Below are 16,460 nucleotides of genomic sequence, written 5' to 3'. Positions count from 1 at the left end.
TTTAGAAATACCCCTCCCGCTTGCGTCTTTCCATGCTGCCGGCGGCTTCCTGGTCAATGACGCGGCTCGTCCGCTCGGATGAAACGGCGCCAAGCGTTTCCCCGATAATTTCATCCAAGGTTTCCGCTTCCGACTCAATGCCGCCGGTAAGAGGGTAGCACCCTAATGTGCGAAAACGAACCTTTTTCATGACCACTTGTTCATGCGGTTCGAGTCTCATCCGCTCGTCATCAACCATTATAATATTTCCATCACGATAGACAACGGGTCTTTCTTTGGCAAAATATAAGGACACGATATCGATATTTTCTCTTCCAATGTACTGCCATATATCTTTTTCCGTCCAGTTGGAAAGCGGGAAAACCCGCATGCTCTCCCCTTTGTTAATTTTCGTGTTGTAGAGCTTCCACATCTCCGGCCTTTGATTTTTCGGATCCCATGCATGATTCTTATTGCGGAAAGAAAAAATCCGCTCCTTCGCGCGGGATTTTTCCTCGTCGCGTCTCCCGCCGCCAAAGGCGGCCGTAAAGCCATACTTGTCCAATCCCTGTTTTAAGGCTTGAGTTTTCATAATATCCGTATAAGCGGCGCCGTGATCAAACGGGTTAATTCCTTGCTCGACACCTTCCTCATTCGTATGTACGATCATTTCAATCCCTAATTCTTTGGTCCTGCGGTCACGAAACTCTATCATTTCCCTGAACTTCCATGTCGTATCAATATGCATGAAAGGAAACGGCGGCTTCTCCGGATAAAAAGCTTTCATGGCCAAATGCAGCATGACGGAGCTGTCCTTGCCGATGGAATAAAGCATGACGGGTTTTTCACATTCCGCCGCGACTTCGCGAATAATATATATCGCTTCAGCCTCGAGCTGATCGAGGTGGGTCAGTTCTTTCATTTTATGCCTCCTCGTTGCTTTGTTCGACATCAAGTATATCAAAATCGGAGTTCAAGCGCGATAACTTGTGAGAAATGGTATATTTGATATGTTAATAGATATAATCTCGTTTTATGAGGTGTTGAAATGAAAAAACGAACGACCGCTCTCATTCTTCTAGTTGTTTTCGTAACGTTACTCGCCATGTTCCACCAGCGCCTGCTGCAAAGCATGGCCGATTACCTTGTGGTGAAGGAGAATCCGGTCAAAAGCGATGTGATCATCGTCCTCGGTGGGGAAGTGTATGGGGAGCGCACTACGATGGCGGTTCAACTGTACAAAGAAGGCAAAGCGCCAATGCTCTTGTTTTCGGACGGAACTGCTTTATCTTGGAGAACCCGGGCGGTCGATGAAATGATTGCTCTGGCCGTCAAATTGGGCGTTCCTGAATCGGCAATCGTGAAGGAACAAAAATCGCGCAGCACGTACGAAAACGCGCTGTATACGAAGGAAATTCTGGAGGCCCATCATTGGACCTCCGCCATCGTCGTCACCTCCGCGTGGCATACAAGGCGAAGTCAATGGATTTTTGACAAGATTTATCATGACAGCGGCATTCGCCTGTCTTATGCGGGGGCGCCGGACAAACTGTATCCGAATTATATCGGTTGGTGGAAAGACCCGGAAAGGCAGCAGATCATCCTGACCGAATGGGCCAAGCTGTTGGTTTACTGGATACGTTATGCGTAAACCAATTCCTCGGCTTATGACGGATATGCGGATTTTATAAGGACTCAGATGCACTTATTCGCCCCAAAACGGGCCGATTTCAATGGATTTGAAGCGATTAGAGGCTCCTCTGTCCGCAAACCAATCATGATTTCTCCTCTCTTCACTTCCCCTCCTTGTAGCCCCCATCGATTCATAATATAATGACATCATGAGAACCGATCGAGATCGAGGTAGTCGCACATGAGCACATTGAACATCCGTCCGGACTCGTTGGCGTTTTTGCGGGAGGATCTGGGGAGCCGCTTCGAGCTGCAGATTTTGCGCAGAGGCTTCAATTATTATTTGAAAAAGAACGTTAAATCCGTCTGCGGCCAAGCCAACGTCATCCGCGCGGAGGTGACGGGTACGGAGCTCTACAAGGTCGAGATCGATCCGGATTTTTTCGGCGTCAGCACCTGCACATGCCCTTACGGCGGATTCTGCAAGCATATGGCGGCGGTGATCTTTCAGGTTTTTTCCATGATGGGACAGCGTCCCGAGCTGCTGCTGCGGGAAGTCGAGCAAGCGAACGATGCCGCCCAATGGAAGCAAAAGCAGGCGGAGCAACGGCGTGAGCAGATGAAGGAAAAAGCGCGGAAACGCCTCGAAGCGGAGCAGCTAGCGCAGCGAAAACGGCAGAATGGCGCTCCGCGGGAGCATGATGGGTCAGATCCGGGTTATTCGCAACCGCCCGCCAGGGACAAGGAATTTCCCTTGCAGGAAACCGGCCGGGTGCAGGACTGGCTGCAGTGGATCGATAATTGGTTCATGCGTCAGCATATTGTGTCCGATTATGTTTTTCAGTCGCTCTACGAATCGTTGATGGAGCAGCTTTCGCTGCAGACTCAATCGTGGAATTCCGCCCTGCGCGGTTGGTTGATGCTGCACTTCCAATTATCCGTCCTGAACCGGCTGGATTCGTTTATGCGGGAGCGCGGGACCGCTTATCTCTACGGCTTCGCCTATTCCAAAAGCGCGCAAATTTACCATTCCTGCCTCGACCGGTTGGCTGAAGCTCTCGAGTCTTTGAATCTGGAGGAAGCGGCGGCCCGTTTTGCCGGGCACGCGGAATCACTTATCGATCGGATCGCGCAGCTCGCGGCGGAACCGTCAAGGACTCCGGTCAATTGGAAACACGTCTATCGTCTGATCTGGGCAACACTCGCCAATGTGGAGACATGGAGGGGTGCGGAAGTCCGGCGTCTGCGCGCCGTTTTACATGATAACAGCCTATCTTCGGGAATCAAAGACGAAGCCGTCTGCGGCTTGGTCCACTTCGATATTCTGTTGCAGCAGGACCGGGAAGCGATGCGCAAAATCGATCTGATCGCCCATTTGAAAACCCCTGCCATCTGGTACCCGTATCTGAACGGCTTCCGGTCCCTCAAGGACTGGAACAGGCTGCTGCTCTGGCTGCAGTGGCTTGCTCCGGAGATGCGCTCCGCAAATTCAGCGGATTTGGCCGATTATCAGGAATATTGGGACGAGCTTCTTCAGCAACAGTCAGTGGAGTCGGAATGGATGAACGTCTTCGGGATGCTGCTTCCCAGGGCGTATCCCTACTACGCGAAACGTCTGCTGGAAAAAGAGCGGTTCGCCGAATGGGCCGATGTCGCGATGGCGGCGGGATATTCGATTTTTCATCTGGATCCTAAAGATTTGCGTCTGGTCGAAAATGCCGATCCGCGCTCCCTTTTGCCGCTGTATCATCAGGCCGTGGAGCAGCTGATCCTGCACAAAGGCCGGCAGAACTACCGGCAAGCTGTGAAGTATCTGAAAAAGCTGCGGACGATCTATGCCAAATTGAAGCAAAAAGACCGCTGGGAGCGGTTCATCGAAACGTTAGTGGCACGTCATTCCAGACTGCGCGCGCTCAGGGAAGAATTTAAGAAAGGGAAATTGATCTCTTGATGATGCAACCGGATGTTGGCATAGACAATGGAATCAAGGCAAGCTGCGCTTGGATCGCGGATCGGAACGCCATGTACCTGTATGAGGGAGCATTGGATGAATTCACCATCCGCATCAAGGACCCGTACGAGCTGAAAACTCTCCTGTGCGGTTGGCACGAGGCGTCGTTTTACGGGAGCATGCTGCATGTGGTCAGAGTCGACCGGCAGTGGCGGATTGTTCTGGATCCGTACATAGCCCTCGATTATTTGCTCGATCCGAAGCCGCTGCAGCATGCCTTCGTTCAATGGGACGAAAGGGCGCTGCTGATGCGTGAAGCTGCGGCCTTGTTTCGCGATGCGCTGACGCGCGGCTGGTTCGCCCCGGATTGGAACAAGCGGCTCAGCCCGCGCCCGGGCTGGAAGCTCCTGCTCCCGGCGGAGCAGCACTCACGGTGGCAGCGAATCGAACCATTGGGGGCGGCGGTTTTGTCCCTATGGTTCGAAGGCATCCTGAACCAGTTGGTCGAAACGGAGCCCGGCCTCAGTCGCATCTGGCCGGGCTTGTTGCAGGCGCCGGAGGGTGGGCCGGAGGATGGACTGCCGGCGCAGATGGGCAATCCGGCGGGAGCGTCAGATGCGGCATTAGCCGGAGTTTTGCGGGAGGCGCTATCCCGCGCACCGGCAAACGCCCCGATTGAAGCGGTATTCCGTGCGGCATTCCGTGCATTGCTTGGCGAGTCGGCGAATGCGAAAGCTATGCAGGAAGCTTCGGTGAACGTATCGCCGGATACGGATTCTTCCGCCGCCTCTCTTCCCGAGGGAGCCGAAGCTGCGCATCCCGCTGCCCCGAGCTTGTCCCCGGAGGAAGAGGACTGGCTGATCGCCATCGGCTGGAAGCAGGATCCTGCTCCTTTTACCGTCTCCCTCCAATTGGTCGAACCCGAGCTGGCAGGTTCGGATGAAGACGCCTGGAAGCTCCGTCTGCTCATTCAGGACAAAAACGAATCGGGAACGTTCGCCGTTTGCGATCTGCACGGGGAACCGCTCGAAGATCCGCTGCCGCCGGCATGGGGAGATTTCCCGGCCTCTGCCGCAGTCAAACTCGTCCAGCGCTGCCTGCGGATCATGCCGGAATTGCAGGATCCTTCCCGGCCTGGCCGGATGAAAGAAATGCTGGATGAGGAGGAGGCTTGGCGTTTTCTTGATGAAGACAGCCTCCGTCTCGCCAGGAACGGGATCTCCATCCTGCTTCCCGCGTGGTGGGATACCTCCAAACGAACGAAACCGAAATTGACGGCAGTCCTGCATTCGTCTGTAGGCTCGCCAAAGCAGTCCATGTTCGGTCTCGAACACATCGTAAACTTTGACTGGAGGATGTCGATCGGCGATATGGAGCTGAGCGAGGAAGAATTCCGCAGAATCGCAACGCTCAAAAAGCGGTTTGTCCATCTGCGCGGACGCTGGATCCAACTCGATCCGGAATATCTGGCACAGCTCCAGCGAAAGCTGAAACAGGTGAGCCGGACGGGGCTCTCCTTCGGCGATGTGCTGAACCTGCACTTGTCGGGCGGAGGAATGAATGCATACGATTCCGAGGAACCTTCGTCCATGCATACGGCGAGCCTGCCCTCTGAGCTGAAAATGGAAGTCCAATTGAACAAACACCTGCGCAATTTGCTGAAACAGCTGTCCGAAACTTCGCAACTACCGTTAATTCCCGCCCCGGTGGAGTTTCAAGGAACCCTGCGGAATTACCAGCTGCAGGGCGCTTCCTGGCTGGCTTTTCTGCACCGATACGGTTTGGGCGGCTGCTTGGCCGACGACATGGGACTCGGTAAAACAATTCAGTGGATCGCTTATTTGCTGCGCTTAAAGCAATCCGGCCAGTGGAAGAGTCCCGCTCTGCTGATCTGTCCGACGTCCGTACTGGGCAACTGGCAAAAAGAATTGCAAAAATTCGCTCCGAGTCTCATCGTGTATATGCATTACGGATCAAAACGCTGCAAAGGCGAAGAATTCATCCAAGCATCGCAAGCGGCGGATGTCGTGCTGACCTCTTATACGCTGTCCCACCTGGATGAAGCCGAATTGTCTTCCTTGCGCTGGGGTTCACTTTGTCTGGATGAAGCGCAGAATATTAAGAATGCCCATACCAAGCAGGCCTCTTCCATTCGCAAACTGCAGGCCGACCACCGCATCGCGCTGACCGGGACCCCGATCGAGAACAGGCTGACTGAACTTTGGTCGATTTTTGACTTTATCAATCCTCGCTACCTGGGGAATTTGGCCCAATTCAAGAGAGCCTATGTAAATCCGATCGAAAAAAACAATGACCCGCAGCTGATCTCCCAGGTACAGAAATTGATTCAGCCCTTCCTGCTGCGTCGGCTCAAAAAAGACCCGGCCATCCAGCTGGATCTCCCGGAGAAAAATGAGAGCAAGGTCTACATTGCCCTGACGGCGGAACAAGCGGCGCTCTATGACCAGGTGCTGCAGCAGATGCTGGAGCGGATCGACCGTCTGCCTCCGCTGGAGCGCCGGGGCCTGATTCTGTCCACCCTGACCAAGCTGAAGCAGGTGTGCAATCATCCCTCCCAGTTGTTGAAGGAACCGATCAACAGGCTGCGTATCTCAGGTATTTCCGGGCCAACGGACTTGACGGCGGAATTGAACCGTTCCAACAAATTGTCCCGGCTGCTGGAAATGGTTGCCGAGCTCCGCGAAGAGGGCGACCGCTGCCTGATTTTCACCCAATTCGTGGAAATGGGCCATTTGATCGAATACCATCTGAGCCGGCAATTAAACGAGTCGGTCTTGTTCCTGCATGGCGGTGTGCCCAAATCCAAGCGAGATCAAATGATCGCCCGATTCCAAGGCGGTTCAGCGGAGAAGACGAATCCTTCAGCTTCAGACTATTCTTCGCAGATTCAGCCGGCTTCGGATGGGCAACCCGGAATCTTCATTCTTTCCCTGAAAGCCGGGGGAATCGGACTCAATCTGACGGCCGCCAATCACGTCTTCCATTTCGACCGCTGGTGGAATCCCGCTGTTGAAAACCAGGCCACCGACCGCGCATTCCGCATCGGACAGACCCGGAATGTGCAGGTGCACAAATTCATTTCGCTGGGAACGCTTGAAGAGCGAATTGACGAAATGATCGAACGCAAGCATGGGCTGAGCAGCCAAATCGTCGGCACCGGCGAGCAGTGGCTCACCGAGCTGTCGACCGGAGAGCTCCGCGAAATTTTCGCGCTGCGAAGAGAATGGATCGAGGCATAGTGCCCATCAGCATTTTGCGCCGACAAAATAAATGGCGGATTAAAAAGACGCTGTTTCTGTCAAAACCTTCAACTCCGCCGGTTTCAACATAAAAAGTGTCCTGAAATCCGCCAATTTTTAAAATTTACAGAATCAAGAAAATAAGCTATTTGCTCCGAATCTTCTCAATTTCCGTTTCGATCCGCAGCTGGTTCCGATGCAAAATATCAATGCTGTGAGAGTGGGAATCCAGTATCTCTTGATGCTGTTCCAATTTGGCTTCAATCCGCTTCACTGCTGCAGCCGTTTCAAGCACCGCTTGCCTGATCAGCGGAAGGTCGGCAATGTCTGATTTCCGCACCATGTCGGCAATATCCGACTTCCTCACCATGTCGGCAATATCCGACTTCCTCACCATGTCGGCAATATCCGACTTCACCACCATGTCGGCAATGTCTGATTTCCGCACCATGTCCGTTTCAATCATCTTGATTCGCTGTGACATGCTGTCCAGCGCATCCAAAACTTTTAAAGTCAGCTGTTCATTCATATCCGTCGCCCCTAATGAAATTGGAATTCCACCGTGCAATAAACAAGATGTCGAAAATGCAAACAAGATACAAATATACGTTCTCTATATATTTACAATTATACCAAAATCACTTTAATCAACTAAGCTATTTTTAGACGGCAATGTTGAAATTTCCATATGAATATGAATATTCATACCGAATGTGCCGCCGATACAGCTTGCCTCTTGCTACGACCCGAATTTCCCTTTTTCCGCAGGCTTGCGACAGTACTTAATTGTGGTATAATCGCCATACAGGTGACCTCCAAAAAAAGCGGTCACCTGTTTACTTTTATAGACTCACAAATTAGGTGTTTTACAAACCAAAACATTCCGGGCAAGACCTTGAGCGGAATTCCCGCGACACGGATTTCAGCATTCAGGCATTCCACCGCGTCAAACACAACTGACGCTTTCAGACCGGGCAGGATGTGACAATGAATATCGATCATCGAAGCCACTCCCATCGTCAATCCGAATATTTTTACCAATATATCACAAAGGCATATCAAACTTGACTCCAAAGGCGATGGTAACCAAGAAATGGACTCCGGCCCTTCACATAAAACAGCCTTACCCAGGCGAAATCCGGAATAAGGCTGCACATATAACACAGGAGGTTTAATCACAAAAAGCGATCGAACAGCTTTAGTTTGTTTCCTTTTTATGATTCTCCGCAACTTCAACGCCGGCCCATTGTTCAATGTATTTAATGACGCACGTGCTGTCCTCGTCATTCCCGCCTTGGGTAAGAACATATCTCCAAAAGTTCACGATATTGCTCCCCATAAACAGCGGCACCTGCAATTTTTCCGCCAGATCCTGGTACAGCTTAATATCCTTGTACGCCAAGCTCGTCTTGAAACCGTAATCAAATTTTCGGTTTATGATGAACTGCTTGAATTTATCCTGTGTTGCGCTGTTTCGGCCGGTGCTGACATTCAGCACATCGATCATGACCGATGGATCCAAGCCGGCTTTCACCCCGAGCACCATCGCTTCGGATGTCAGTGCAAGCGCCGCCGAGGAAAGCAAATTATTAATGACCTTCATCGCTTGGGCTTGCCCGACTTTGCCGCCGATATAAAAGATTTTGCTTCCAAGACGGCTGAGCATGGGATGGCATTGATCATATACCGCTTTGTCGCCGGCGATCATGATCGACAGGGTTCCCTTTTGCGCGCCCGGGACTCCGCCGCTTACAGGCGAATCCAGCACCTGGATCCCTTTGCTTAACAATGCCTCTCCAATTTCACTGGCAGCGCTTTCCCCCGTAGTGGAAAGATCGATGTAAATTTTTATCCGACTGCCGTGAATCAAACCATCTTGACCTAACGCCACTTCCTTTGACACACCGGGAGAAGGCAGACTGGCCAAAACAATTTCCGCATGGTCGGCAACCTCCTTTGACGAAGGATGGATCGATACGTCATCCCCCTGAAAGGACTCCAGCACATCCTTTCTCACATCGAATATGGCTAACGGGTAACCTGCCTCCGCCAGCCGGGTTGCCATATGAAATCCCATGGCTCCAAGCCCGATGAAACCTATTCTTGTACCGGACATCGTTTTGCTCCTTCATTTTGGTATTTTATTCATTCATTATAAATCGAATTTTGATCATGGAAAAGTAAAAAGAGGCCTCCCGGACAATACCGGGGGCCTCAGCCTTAATCCAATTTCAATATATAAGGAGCTGGCTCCTTATTACATCATGCCCATACCGCCCATGTCAGGCATGCCGCCGCCTGCCGGCTTCTCTTCCGGAATATCGGCAACCACAGCCTCGGTGGTCAGGAACATCGCGGCAACGGATGCGGCGTTTTGCAGCGCGGAACGGGTGACCTTCGCCGGGTCGACGATGCCCGCTTCGAACATATTGACCCACTCGCCGTTGGCTGCATTGTAGCCGACGCCGATCGCTTCCTTTTTCAGGCGCTCGACGATGACGGAGCCCTCTTGACCGGCGTTGGAAGCGATGATGCGAACCGGCTCTTCGAGAGCGCGCAGCACAATGTTGACGCCGGTTTTCTCGTCGCCTGCCGCATCCACGGCTGCCACCGCGTTGTAAACGTTAACCAGCGCCGTACCTCCGCCGGATACGATACCTTCTTCAACTGCGGCGCGAGTGGAGTTCAGCGCGTCTTCGATGCGCAGCTTGCGTTCTTTCAGCTCGGTTTCCGTAGCTGCTCCGACTTTGATAACCGCTACGCCGCCGGCCAGCTTCGCCAGACGCTCCTGCAATTTTTCGCGGTCGAAATCGGAAGTCGTTTCTTCCAACTGCGTACGGATTTGTTGAATGCGGGCCTGGATATCCTGCGGGTTGCCTGAACCGTCAACCACAATCGTATTTTCTTTCGTTACGCGTACTTGGCGGCTGCGTCCGAGTTGAGTAATGGTGGTCGATTTCAGATCCAAACCGAGTTCCTCTGTGATGACCTGACCGCCTGTAAGAGCGGCAATGTCCTGCAGCATCGCTTTGCGGCGGTCGCCGAAGCCGGGCGCTTTGACGGCGACGCAAGTGAATGTGCCGCGCAGCTTGTTTACAACGAGTGTAGCCAGCGCTTCGCCTTCAACATCTTCCGCGATGATCACCATCGGTTTGCCTTGTTGAACCACTTTTTCGAGCACGGGCAGAATTTCTTGAATGTTGGAAATCTTCTTATCCGTGATCAGAATGAACGGATCGTCAAGAACGGCTTCCATTTTGTCGGTATCCGTAATCATGTAAGGCGAAATGTAACCGCGGTCGAACTGCATCCCTTCCACGACTTCCAGTTCGGTTGTGAAGCCTTTGGATTCTTCCACGGTAATAACTCCGTCGTTGCCCACTTTCTCCATCGCTTCCGCGATCAGTTGTCCAACTTCCTCATCTGCTGCGGAGATGGCGGCAACTTGGGAAATGGATTGTTTGCCTTCAATCGGCTTGGCGATATTTTTCAATTCATCAACGGCTGCTTTAACGGCTTTCTCGATCCCTTTGCGGACAACCATCGGATTGGCGCCTGCGGTAACGTTCTTCAAGCCTTCGCGGATCATCGCTTGAGCCAGAACCGTTGCGGTTGTCGTTCCGTCTCCGGCAACATCGTTGGTTTTGGTGGCCACTTCCTTGACCAATTGAGCGCCCATATTCTCAAACGGGTCCTTCAATTCGATTTCCTTTGCTATGGTAACCCCGTCGTTTGTGATCAGCGGGCTGCCGAATTTTTTCTCCAGCACCACGTTGCGGCCTTTCGGACCGAGCGTTACTTTCACCGCGTTGGCCAATGCGTCCACTCCGCGAAGCATCGAACGACGAGCTTCTTCGCTAAATTTGATTTCCTTTGCCATCGAAAAAGTACCTCCTTATTGGTATATAGCTGTAAGCTTATAGTAATTTTTTCGTTCGGTATGTGGTTATCCGATTACTGCAAGAATATCGCTTTCGCGCATGATCAGCAGTTCGCGGCCGTCGTATTTCACTTCAGTACCCGCGTACTTGGAGAAGATCACGCGGTCGCCTTCTTTCACTTCCAAAGGAACACGCTCGTCGTCTCTCCATACGCCGCTGCCGACAGCGACAACTTTGCCTTCCTGCGGTTTTTCCTTCGCCGAATCCGGCAAAACGATCCCGCTGGCTGTCGTTTCTTCTTTTGCCACGGCTTCAATAACTACGCGATCACCTAAAGGTTTGATCATTTGAAATGCCTCCTTTGAAATTAGTAATATTGGGTGTTTTATATTGTCGGTTTTTTGTTAGCACTCAATTACGAATAGTGCTAACAGACAATTATTATAATACTGATTTGCAGTCCATTTTTCAAGAGGGTAACACTAATTTTTTGTAAATTTTTTCTGAGGTGAACTGCGCGCCCTCTTCATTTTATCCATTTACTGGTTTCTTATTCAATCAATAAATCGTCATCAGGACCCTCATGAATCGGCATCCGATCGGGCGTCAAATATTGACCATCAGGATCCCAATGACCTATCTATCTTCACATTTCATTCTTTTCATGAGCTTTCGATGCTAACGTGCTGTTATTCGGACTTTTCTTCGTCCGCGGAATCGTTCGGTTCATTTCCCTCGCCGGCTTCAGTTCCTGCTGCTGTCGAAGCGTCAGTTCCAACTTCCTTGTTTTCCGGCTGCATTTTCGTTTGCCCGTATTCAGCTTCAAATGCTTGATCTGCCGCAAGCTGTTTGCGATATATGATGCGGGACAGGAACACGCTGAACTCGTACAGGACAATCAAGGGAATCGTCACAATAATGGCGGACACGACATCCGGCGGTGTAATGATTGCGCCAATGATGAGCAGCAAAACATAGGCATACCGGCGCAGTTTGTGCAGACGCATCGGATTCAGAATGCGGATTTTCGTCAGAAACATGACGACAATCGGCAGCTCGAACAGCAGTGACACCGGAATAATAATATTGAACATGAAGGTGAAGTACTGCGCGATCCCGTAAGTCTGCTTGATTTGCAAACGCTTGGTCATCAAATCGGTAAACAGCATGGCCATCGGAAATACGACAAAATAAGAGAACAAGAAGCCGACCACGATCAGCAGCATCGCAAAAGGAATGTACATCAGGGTTGCTTTTTGTTCACTCGCGTGAAGCCCCGGCTTGACAAAAGCCCACACATGGTACATGAGGACCGGCAACGTCACGGCTACTGCTGTGGCAAAGGCAAACTGCATATAGATCCGAATGGCGTCCCATGGTGAAAAAGCGTTCCATTCCAGGCCTTTGACAGGAGCATCGTTTTTCAAAAAATTGATGATCGGTTCCGCAAAGATTAAACCGACAATCGTCATTACGACAAAAACGACCAGAACCCAGATGATCCGCTTGCGCAGTTCACCCAAATGATCGATCAGCGACATCGAGTTGATTTCCAATGGATTCACCAGCCTGCCTAGGTTCAATTGGGCCCGATGGCCCGGGGAAATGTCCAGTCCGCGTTTCCATTACGATTATTCGGGGAGCTTTCGAGACTCTTCTTTGCGGTTGTTGTCTTCCGCCTCGGTGCGCCGGACTTCGGCAGAGTTTACCTCCTTGCGCGGGGGTTCTTCATCGTTCATGATCTCCTTTGCGCCCGATTTAAACTCTTTCAGCGTCCTTCCCATTGCGCGTCCAAGCTCGGGAAGCTTGTTCGGTCCAAACAGCAAAAGCGCCACAATCACGATCAAAATCAACGTGCCCGGTCCAATATTGCTGAGCATTCCTTCATCCTCCCTAATCTGATTGACTTCGAGTAAAAAACTTTATAATCACCATTTTACATGAAAATAGCTGTCTTAAAAACTCTTATTTGAAAAATGCAGATTATCCCAGCAGGCCGCCGTAGCCCATTTCCGTGATATCCCTTCGTTCGATTCGTTCTCCCGCGCAAATCCGGGGAAGCAGAACATCGAATGAAGTAAACGGATCATGCATCACGCAGCCCGGCAGTCCCATGACCGGTATGGTCCGGTCCTTCACCGTCAAATAGGACATCAGCAGCATGGAGCCCGGCAGCATCGGCGTTCCGTAGCTGACGATATCGGCGCCCGCTTTGGCGATTGCGCCCGGAGTACGGTCGTCCGGGTCGACGGACATGCCGCCCGTCACCAGAATCATGTCGATGGTCTCCCGCTCGGCAAAATAACGGATTTCCCGCACGATGTTATCGCTGTCATCGGGAGAATAGCGCTGCTCGACCACTTCGGATCCGAATTTGGCCAGCTTGTCGCGGACCGTCGGCCCGAATTTGTCCTGAATCCGGCCGCTGAACACCTCACCGCCGGTCGTAATCAGCCCGACCTTGAGCTTTTGAAACGGCTTGACCGTTACAATCTGTTCATCCGGATGCTCTTTCTTCCATTCCAACGCAAGCCGCTCGATCTTGCTGATTTTTGCGTTTTCGACAATCAACGGAATGACTCTCGTGCCAATCAGCGATTTCCCTGGCTCCACCGGCGTATTCGTCTTGATCGTGGACATTACGATCTGGTCCATCGAATTCACGGCATCGACAAAAGCCTTATCGATTTTGGCCAGCCCGTGTATCGCCGATTTGATGGTCACTTTGCCTTCATGCGGCTGCGTGAGCTCCAGGTGATCTCCCCGAATCGCCGCCGCCATCCGCTCAGCGGCCTCATCCTCATGCAGATAGCCTTCCTCGAGAGAAAGAATATAAATATGCTCTTTCCCGATATTCAGCAAATGCTCAATATCCTCTTCACGAATCACGTGCCCTTTTTTGAACAGCCGGCCTTTGAATTTTCCCGGAATGATCTGTGTCAGATCATGGGCAAGCACCATGCCGACCGCATCATGCACATTCACCTCGCGAAGCATTCGACTGTTCTTCATTGTGGATGCCCCTCTTCCCGTCCGGTTAAAATCGCAAGCGCATGCGGCAGAACGCCGATGACGGCCTGCAGGTTCTCGTGCACGCCCTTGGGACTGCCCGGCAGATTGATTATCAGCGTTTTGCCGCGGATGCCTGCAACCCCTCTGGAAATCATCGCAAAGGGTGTTTTCTGGAGGGAAGCCGCACGCATGGCCTCGGCCAAGCCGGGCACCTCCCGCTCGATGATCTTCAGCGTTGCCTCGGGAGTCACATCGCGCGGACCCAATCCCGTTCCCCCTGTGGTGATGATCAAGTCGGCATGAAAATAGTCGGCCATTTCAATCAGCGACGCCATGATCTCGTCCATTTCGTCAGGAACAATCCGATATTCGATAATTTCCCCGTTAATTTCTTCCTCGACAAGTTCCCGGATTACCTGGGCGCTAGTATCCTCCCTCTCACCGCGGGCTCCTCTGTCACTCGCCGTCAAAATCGCCGTTTTCCATCGCATGATTTTCACTCCCTTAGACAGGATGAATTCATTGTCATCATCATACACCAAAAAGCTTATAAATGTATAAGAAAAACTTCAGATCAGATCCCGGCGGTAATCTCCGCTTTTCCCTCCCGATTTGGAAAGCAAAAAAGTGGGACCGATGACAATGCCTTTTTCCAGAGCCTTGCACATATCATAAACCGTCAAAGCCGCACAGGATGCCGCAGTCAAGGCTTCCATTTCGACACCAGTTTTGCCGGTGGTTTTTACTGTCGCTTCTATGTATAATTCATCGGAGTCGTTGTCGGAAAAGCGGATGTCCACCCCGGAAATGGCGATCGGGTGGCACATGGGAATCCAATTGGACGTTTGTTTGGCTGCCATGACGCCTGCCACCTGGGCCACCCCAAGAACGTCCCCCTTGCTGACTTGGCCCCGCTTGATCTTGTCCAAGGTTGAAGGCCGCATCGTCAAAGTGGTATGGGCCACCGCCGTTCGGGAGGTTTCCTGCTTTTCGGAAACATCAACCATGCGGGCGCGTCCCTGCTCATTAATATGGGTGAATTGCTGATTATCCTCCATACGCTCACTTCCTCTCTAGAAAAATTCCTTGCGTTAAAAAGCATTTCATATCTCATCAAATTATAATTTTACTTGAAAGATGGCAGACGTGACAAATTCCACTAGCGCCATTTTTCACAAATTTTCGAACCTTTCCCGGTTGCTGCAGCCGACTTTTTACGGGTTTTTCCCGTTGGCGGCAATAACTCCATTTTCTGAAATCAGAGTATCCACGCGGATGTCATGCTGCTCCGCCGGAACTTCATCGACCAGCTGAAACTGGTAAATCAGCGATGCTTTCACAGGCGTTTTAGAGCCCTGTCCTCCCAGCGATGCGAGCAGCCGATCGTAAAATCCGCCGCCGTATCCGAGCCTTCTGCCGGCTCGGTCGAAAGCCATGCCGGGAACCAATATCAAATCGATTTCCGAAGCATTCTCCAGCAATGCCGCGCGTTCCCCCGGTTCGCGGATCCCCCAGGCCCCGAGCGCCAAATCCTCATATCCGCGGACCCAATGAAGCGACAGATTTCCGCTTGCTTTGTCCACTTTCGGAGCCGCCAGCCGGATACTCCGGTCCCAGCAGTATTCGATGACCGGTGAAATGTCGGCTTCCGAACGAAAGGGAAAGTACGCAAGCACGGTTAACGCAGGATGATCCGCCATCGGGCCGGCTTTCCCGGCATCCCTGCCATCCCAAAAATAACGGATAGCCTGCTCGCAAATTGCGGCGGAGCGGACTTGCCTCTCCGTTTCAGACAGCGCTGCCCTTTGAGCCTCGATCCGTCGGCGCATTTCCTTTTTGAGTTGGGCGATCGAAGCATCCAATTCAAATCCCCCTATTTCTTATCGTTATGACTTCCATGCTCCGCCACACTATCTTGACTATAGTGTAACATGTCCAGGGGAATTTCCGCTAGGACCGCATGATGATCCGAAGCGTCCGTTTCCTGTACCCAGGCGCGTCCCTTCAAACCGGGAACATTTACAAAAATATGATCGATCTCCTGGCCTCCCGCATATGTTGCCGTTTTGGGCTGCGGCGCGACCCGCTGCCAGCGGGGGCTCATCTGCAGAAACAGCCGGTGGTGATATTCCATATTGAAATCCCCCATCAGCACGACAGGCGGATCCAGCTTGTCAACGGACGCCATCAGCATCGGAAACTGTCTGCTTCTTTCCACCGCATTCACGGACAAATGCGTATTTACGACCCGTACGATACGCTCATCAATGACGACACCCGATCTCAGGATCGACCTTCGTTCCTTTCCCGGCAAGAATATTTTATTCGTGCCCTCTAACGGAAAGCGGCTCAAAATCGCGTTGCCGTACTGAAACATCCCCTGATGGATGCTGTCCGAAAAGCACCAGTTCATTTCCAAACTTCGGGCAATCACTCGGACCTGATCGCGAAACCAGCTTCGCGCGTTGAACCGGTCCACCTCTTGAAGGGCGACAATATGCGCTTCGCCTCGAGAGATTTCATCTTGTATCCTGCGTAAGCTGACCCTATTGTTCATTCCTCTGGCATGCCGGATGTTAAAAGTCATGACGCGAACCAGAGACTTTTTTTCCATGGAGCATCACCTTGTTTCGGATTTTACGTTCATTGTACACTTAAATTTATCAAGAGATCAGCCTTCTTAGAACTCACCCCGAACCGGCCGATTTGAACAGATGATCGCTTCATTAATAGTTCGTGGTTTCA

The 16,460-nt window shown here is 51.8% G+C and carries 16 protein-coding genes; 3 read left to right on the top strand and 13 right to left on the bottom strand.

The features are described from left to right. Position 1: 1 nt before the first annotated feature. Complete coding sequence (gene cysD / locus VF724_RS04565) at positions 2–931, bottom strand: sulfate adenylyltransferase subunit CysD (RefSeq protein WP_442788057.1); 930 nt, start codon at positions 929–931, stop codon at positions 2–4. 96 nt (positions 932–1,027) lie between these two features. Here cysD and VF724_RS04560 point away from each other — a divergent pair, with 96 nt between their 5' ends. The 3 genes from VF724_RS04560 to VF724_RS04550 all read left to right on the top strand — a co-directional run bounded on the left by VF724_RS04560 (position 1,028) and on the right by VF724_RS04550 (position 6,822). Beyond that, positions 1,028–1,630, top strand: a complete 603-nt coding sequence (locus tag VF724_RS04560) for a YdcF family protein (protein WP_371753035.1) — start codon at positions 1,028–1,030, stop codon at positions 1,628–1,630. A gap of 222 nt (positions 1,631–1,852) precedes the next feature. Then, complete coding sequence (locus VF724_RS04555) at positions 1,853–3,562, top strand: SWIM zinc finger family protein (RefSeq protein WP_371753034.1); 1,710 nt, start codon at positions 1,853–1,855, stop codon at positions 3,560–3,562. Further along, positions 3,562–6,822, top strand: coding sequence for an SNF2-related protein (locus VF724_RS04550; RefSeq protein WP_371753054.1), 3,261 nt, complete (start codon positions 3,562–3,564; stop codon positions 6,820–6,822). The genes VF724_RS04555 and VF724_RS04550 overlap by 1 nt, the downstream gene beginning before the upstream one ends. Positions 6,823–6,967: 145 nt before the next feature. On the opposite strand, the gene VF724_RS04545 is transcribed toward VF724_RS04550, so the two are convergent. From VF724_RS04545 to VF724_RS04490, 12 genes are all read right to left on the bottom strand, one after another. Then, entirely contained in the window at positions 6,968–7,351 is a 384-nt protein-coding gene (locus tag VF724_RS04545; protein ID WP_371753033.1) for a hypothetical protein, read from the bottom strand. A 299-nt stretch (positions 7,352–7,650) separates the two neighbouring features. Next, positions 7,651–7,824 carry a hypothetical protein gene (locus VF724_RS04540; RefSeq protein ID WP_371753032.1) on the bottom strand — a complete coding sequence of 58 codons (174 nt, stop codon included), beginning with the start codon at positions 7,822–7,824 and terminating at the stop codon, positions 7,651–7,653. A gap of 196 nt (positions 7,825–8,020) precedes the next feature. Beyond that, positions 8,021–8,938: an NAD(P)-dependent oxidoreductase gene (locus VF724_RS04535; protein WP_371753031.1), complete on the bottom strand. Its 918-nt coding sequence runs from the start codon at positions 8,936–8,938 to the stop codon at positions 8,021–8,023. Positions 8,939–9,079: 141 nt separating this feature from the next. Continuing rightward, positions 9,080–10,702 carry a chaperonin GroEL gene (gene groL / locus VF724_RS04530; RefSeq protein WP_371753030.1) on the bottom strand — a complete coding sequence of 541 codons (1,623 nt, stop codon included), beginning with the start codon at positions 10,700–10,702 and terminating at the stop codon, positions 9,080–9,082. Between the two features lie 66 nt (positions 10,703–10,768). After that, entirely contained in the window at positions 10,769–11,050 is a 282-nt protein-coding gene (gene groES, locus VF724_RS04525) for a co-chaperone GroES (protein WP_371753029.1), read from the bottom strand. Positions 11,051–11,392: 342 nt separating this feature from the next. Further along, positions 11,393–12,259, bottom strand: a complete 867-nt coding sequence (gene tatC / locus VF724_RS04520) for a twin-arginine translocase subunit TatC (RefSeq protein WP_371753028.1) — start codon at positions 12,257–12,259, stop codon at positions 11,393–11,395. A 75-nt stretch (positions 12,260–12,334) separates the two neighbouring features. After that, on the bottom strand, positions 12,335–12,583 hold the full coding sequence (locus VF724_RS04515; RefSeq protein ID WP_371753027.1) for a twin-arginine translocase TatA/TatE family subunit: 249 nt from the start codon (positions 12,581–12,583) through the stop codon (positions 12,335–12,337). A gap of 103 nt (positions 12,584–12,686) precedes the next feature. Continuing rightward, entirely contained in the window at positions 12,687–13,715 is a 1,029-nt protein-coding gene (locus VF724_RS04510; protein WP_371753026.1) for a molybdopterin-binding protein, read from the bottom strand. After that, positions 13,712–14,206, bottom strand: a complete 495-nt coding sequence (locus VF724_RS04505) for a MogA/MoaB family molybdenum cofactor biosynthesis protein (protein WP_371753025.1) — start codon at positions 14,204–14,206, stop codon at positions 13,712–13,714. The genes VF724_RS04510 and VF724_RS04505 overlap by 4 nt, the downstream gene beginning before the upstream one ends. 78 nt (positions 14,207–14,284) lie before the next feature. Continuing rightward, positions 14,285–14,773, bottom strand: a complete 489-nt coding sequence (moaC, locus tag VF724_RS04500; RefSeq protein ID WP_371753024.1) for a cyclic pyranopterin monophosphate synthase MoaC — start codon at positions 14,771–14,773, stop codon at positions 14,285–14,287. A 156-nt stretch (positions 14,774–14,929) separates the two neighbouring features. Continuing rightward, positions 14,930–15,577: a 5-formyltetrahydrofolate cyclo-ligase gene (locus tag VF724_RS04495; RefSeq protein ID WP_371753023.1), complete on the bottom strand. Its 648-nt coding sequence runs from the start codon at positions 15,575–15,577 to the stop codon at positions 14,930–14,932. An 11-nt stretch (positions 15,578–15,588) separates the two neighbouring features. Next, positions 15,589–16,329: an endonuclease/exonuclease/phosphatase family protein gene (locus tag VF724_RS04490; RefSeq protein WP_371753022.1), complete on the bottom strand. Its 741-nt coding sequence runs from the start codon at positions 16,327–16,329 to the stop codon at positions 15,589–15,591. Between the last annotated feature and the right edge of the window lie 131 nt (positions 16,330–16,460).

Origin of the sequence: Ferviditalea candida (genome assembly GCF_035282765.1) — a bacterium.
Classification (GTDB): domain Bacteria; phylum Bacillota; class Bacilli; order Paenibacillales; family KCTC-25726; genus Ferviditalea; species Ferviditalea candida.
The sequence above is the reverse complement of the archived record's forward strand: the minus strand, read 5'-3'. Positions and strand labels throughout refer to the sequence as shown.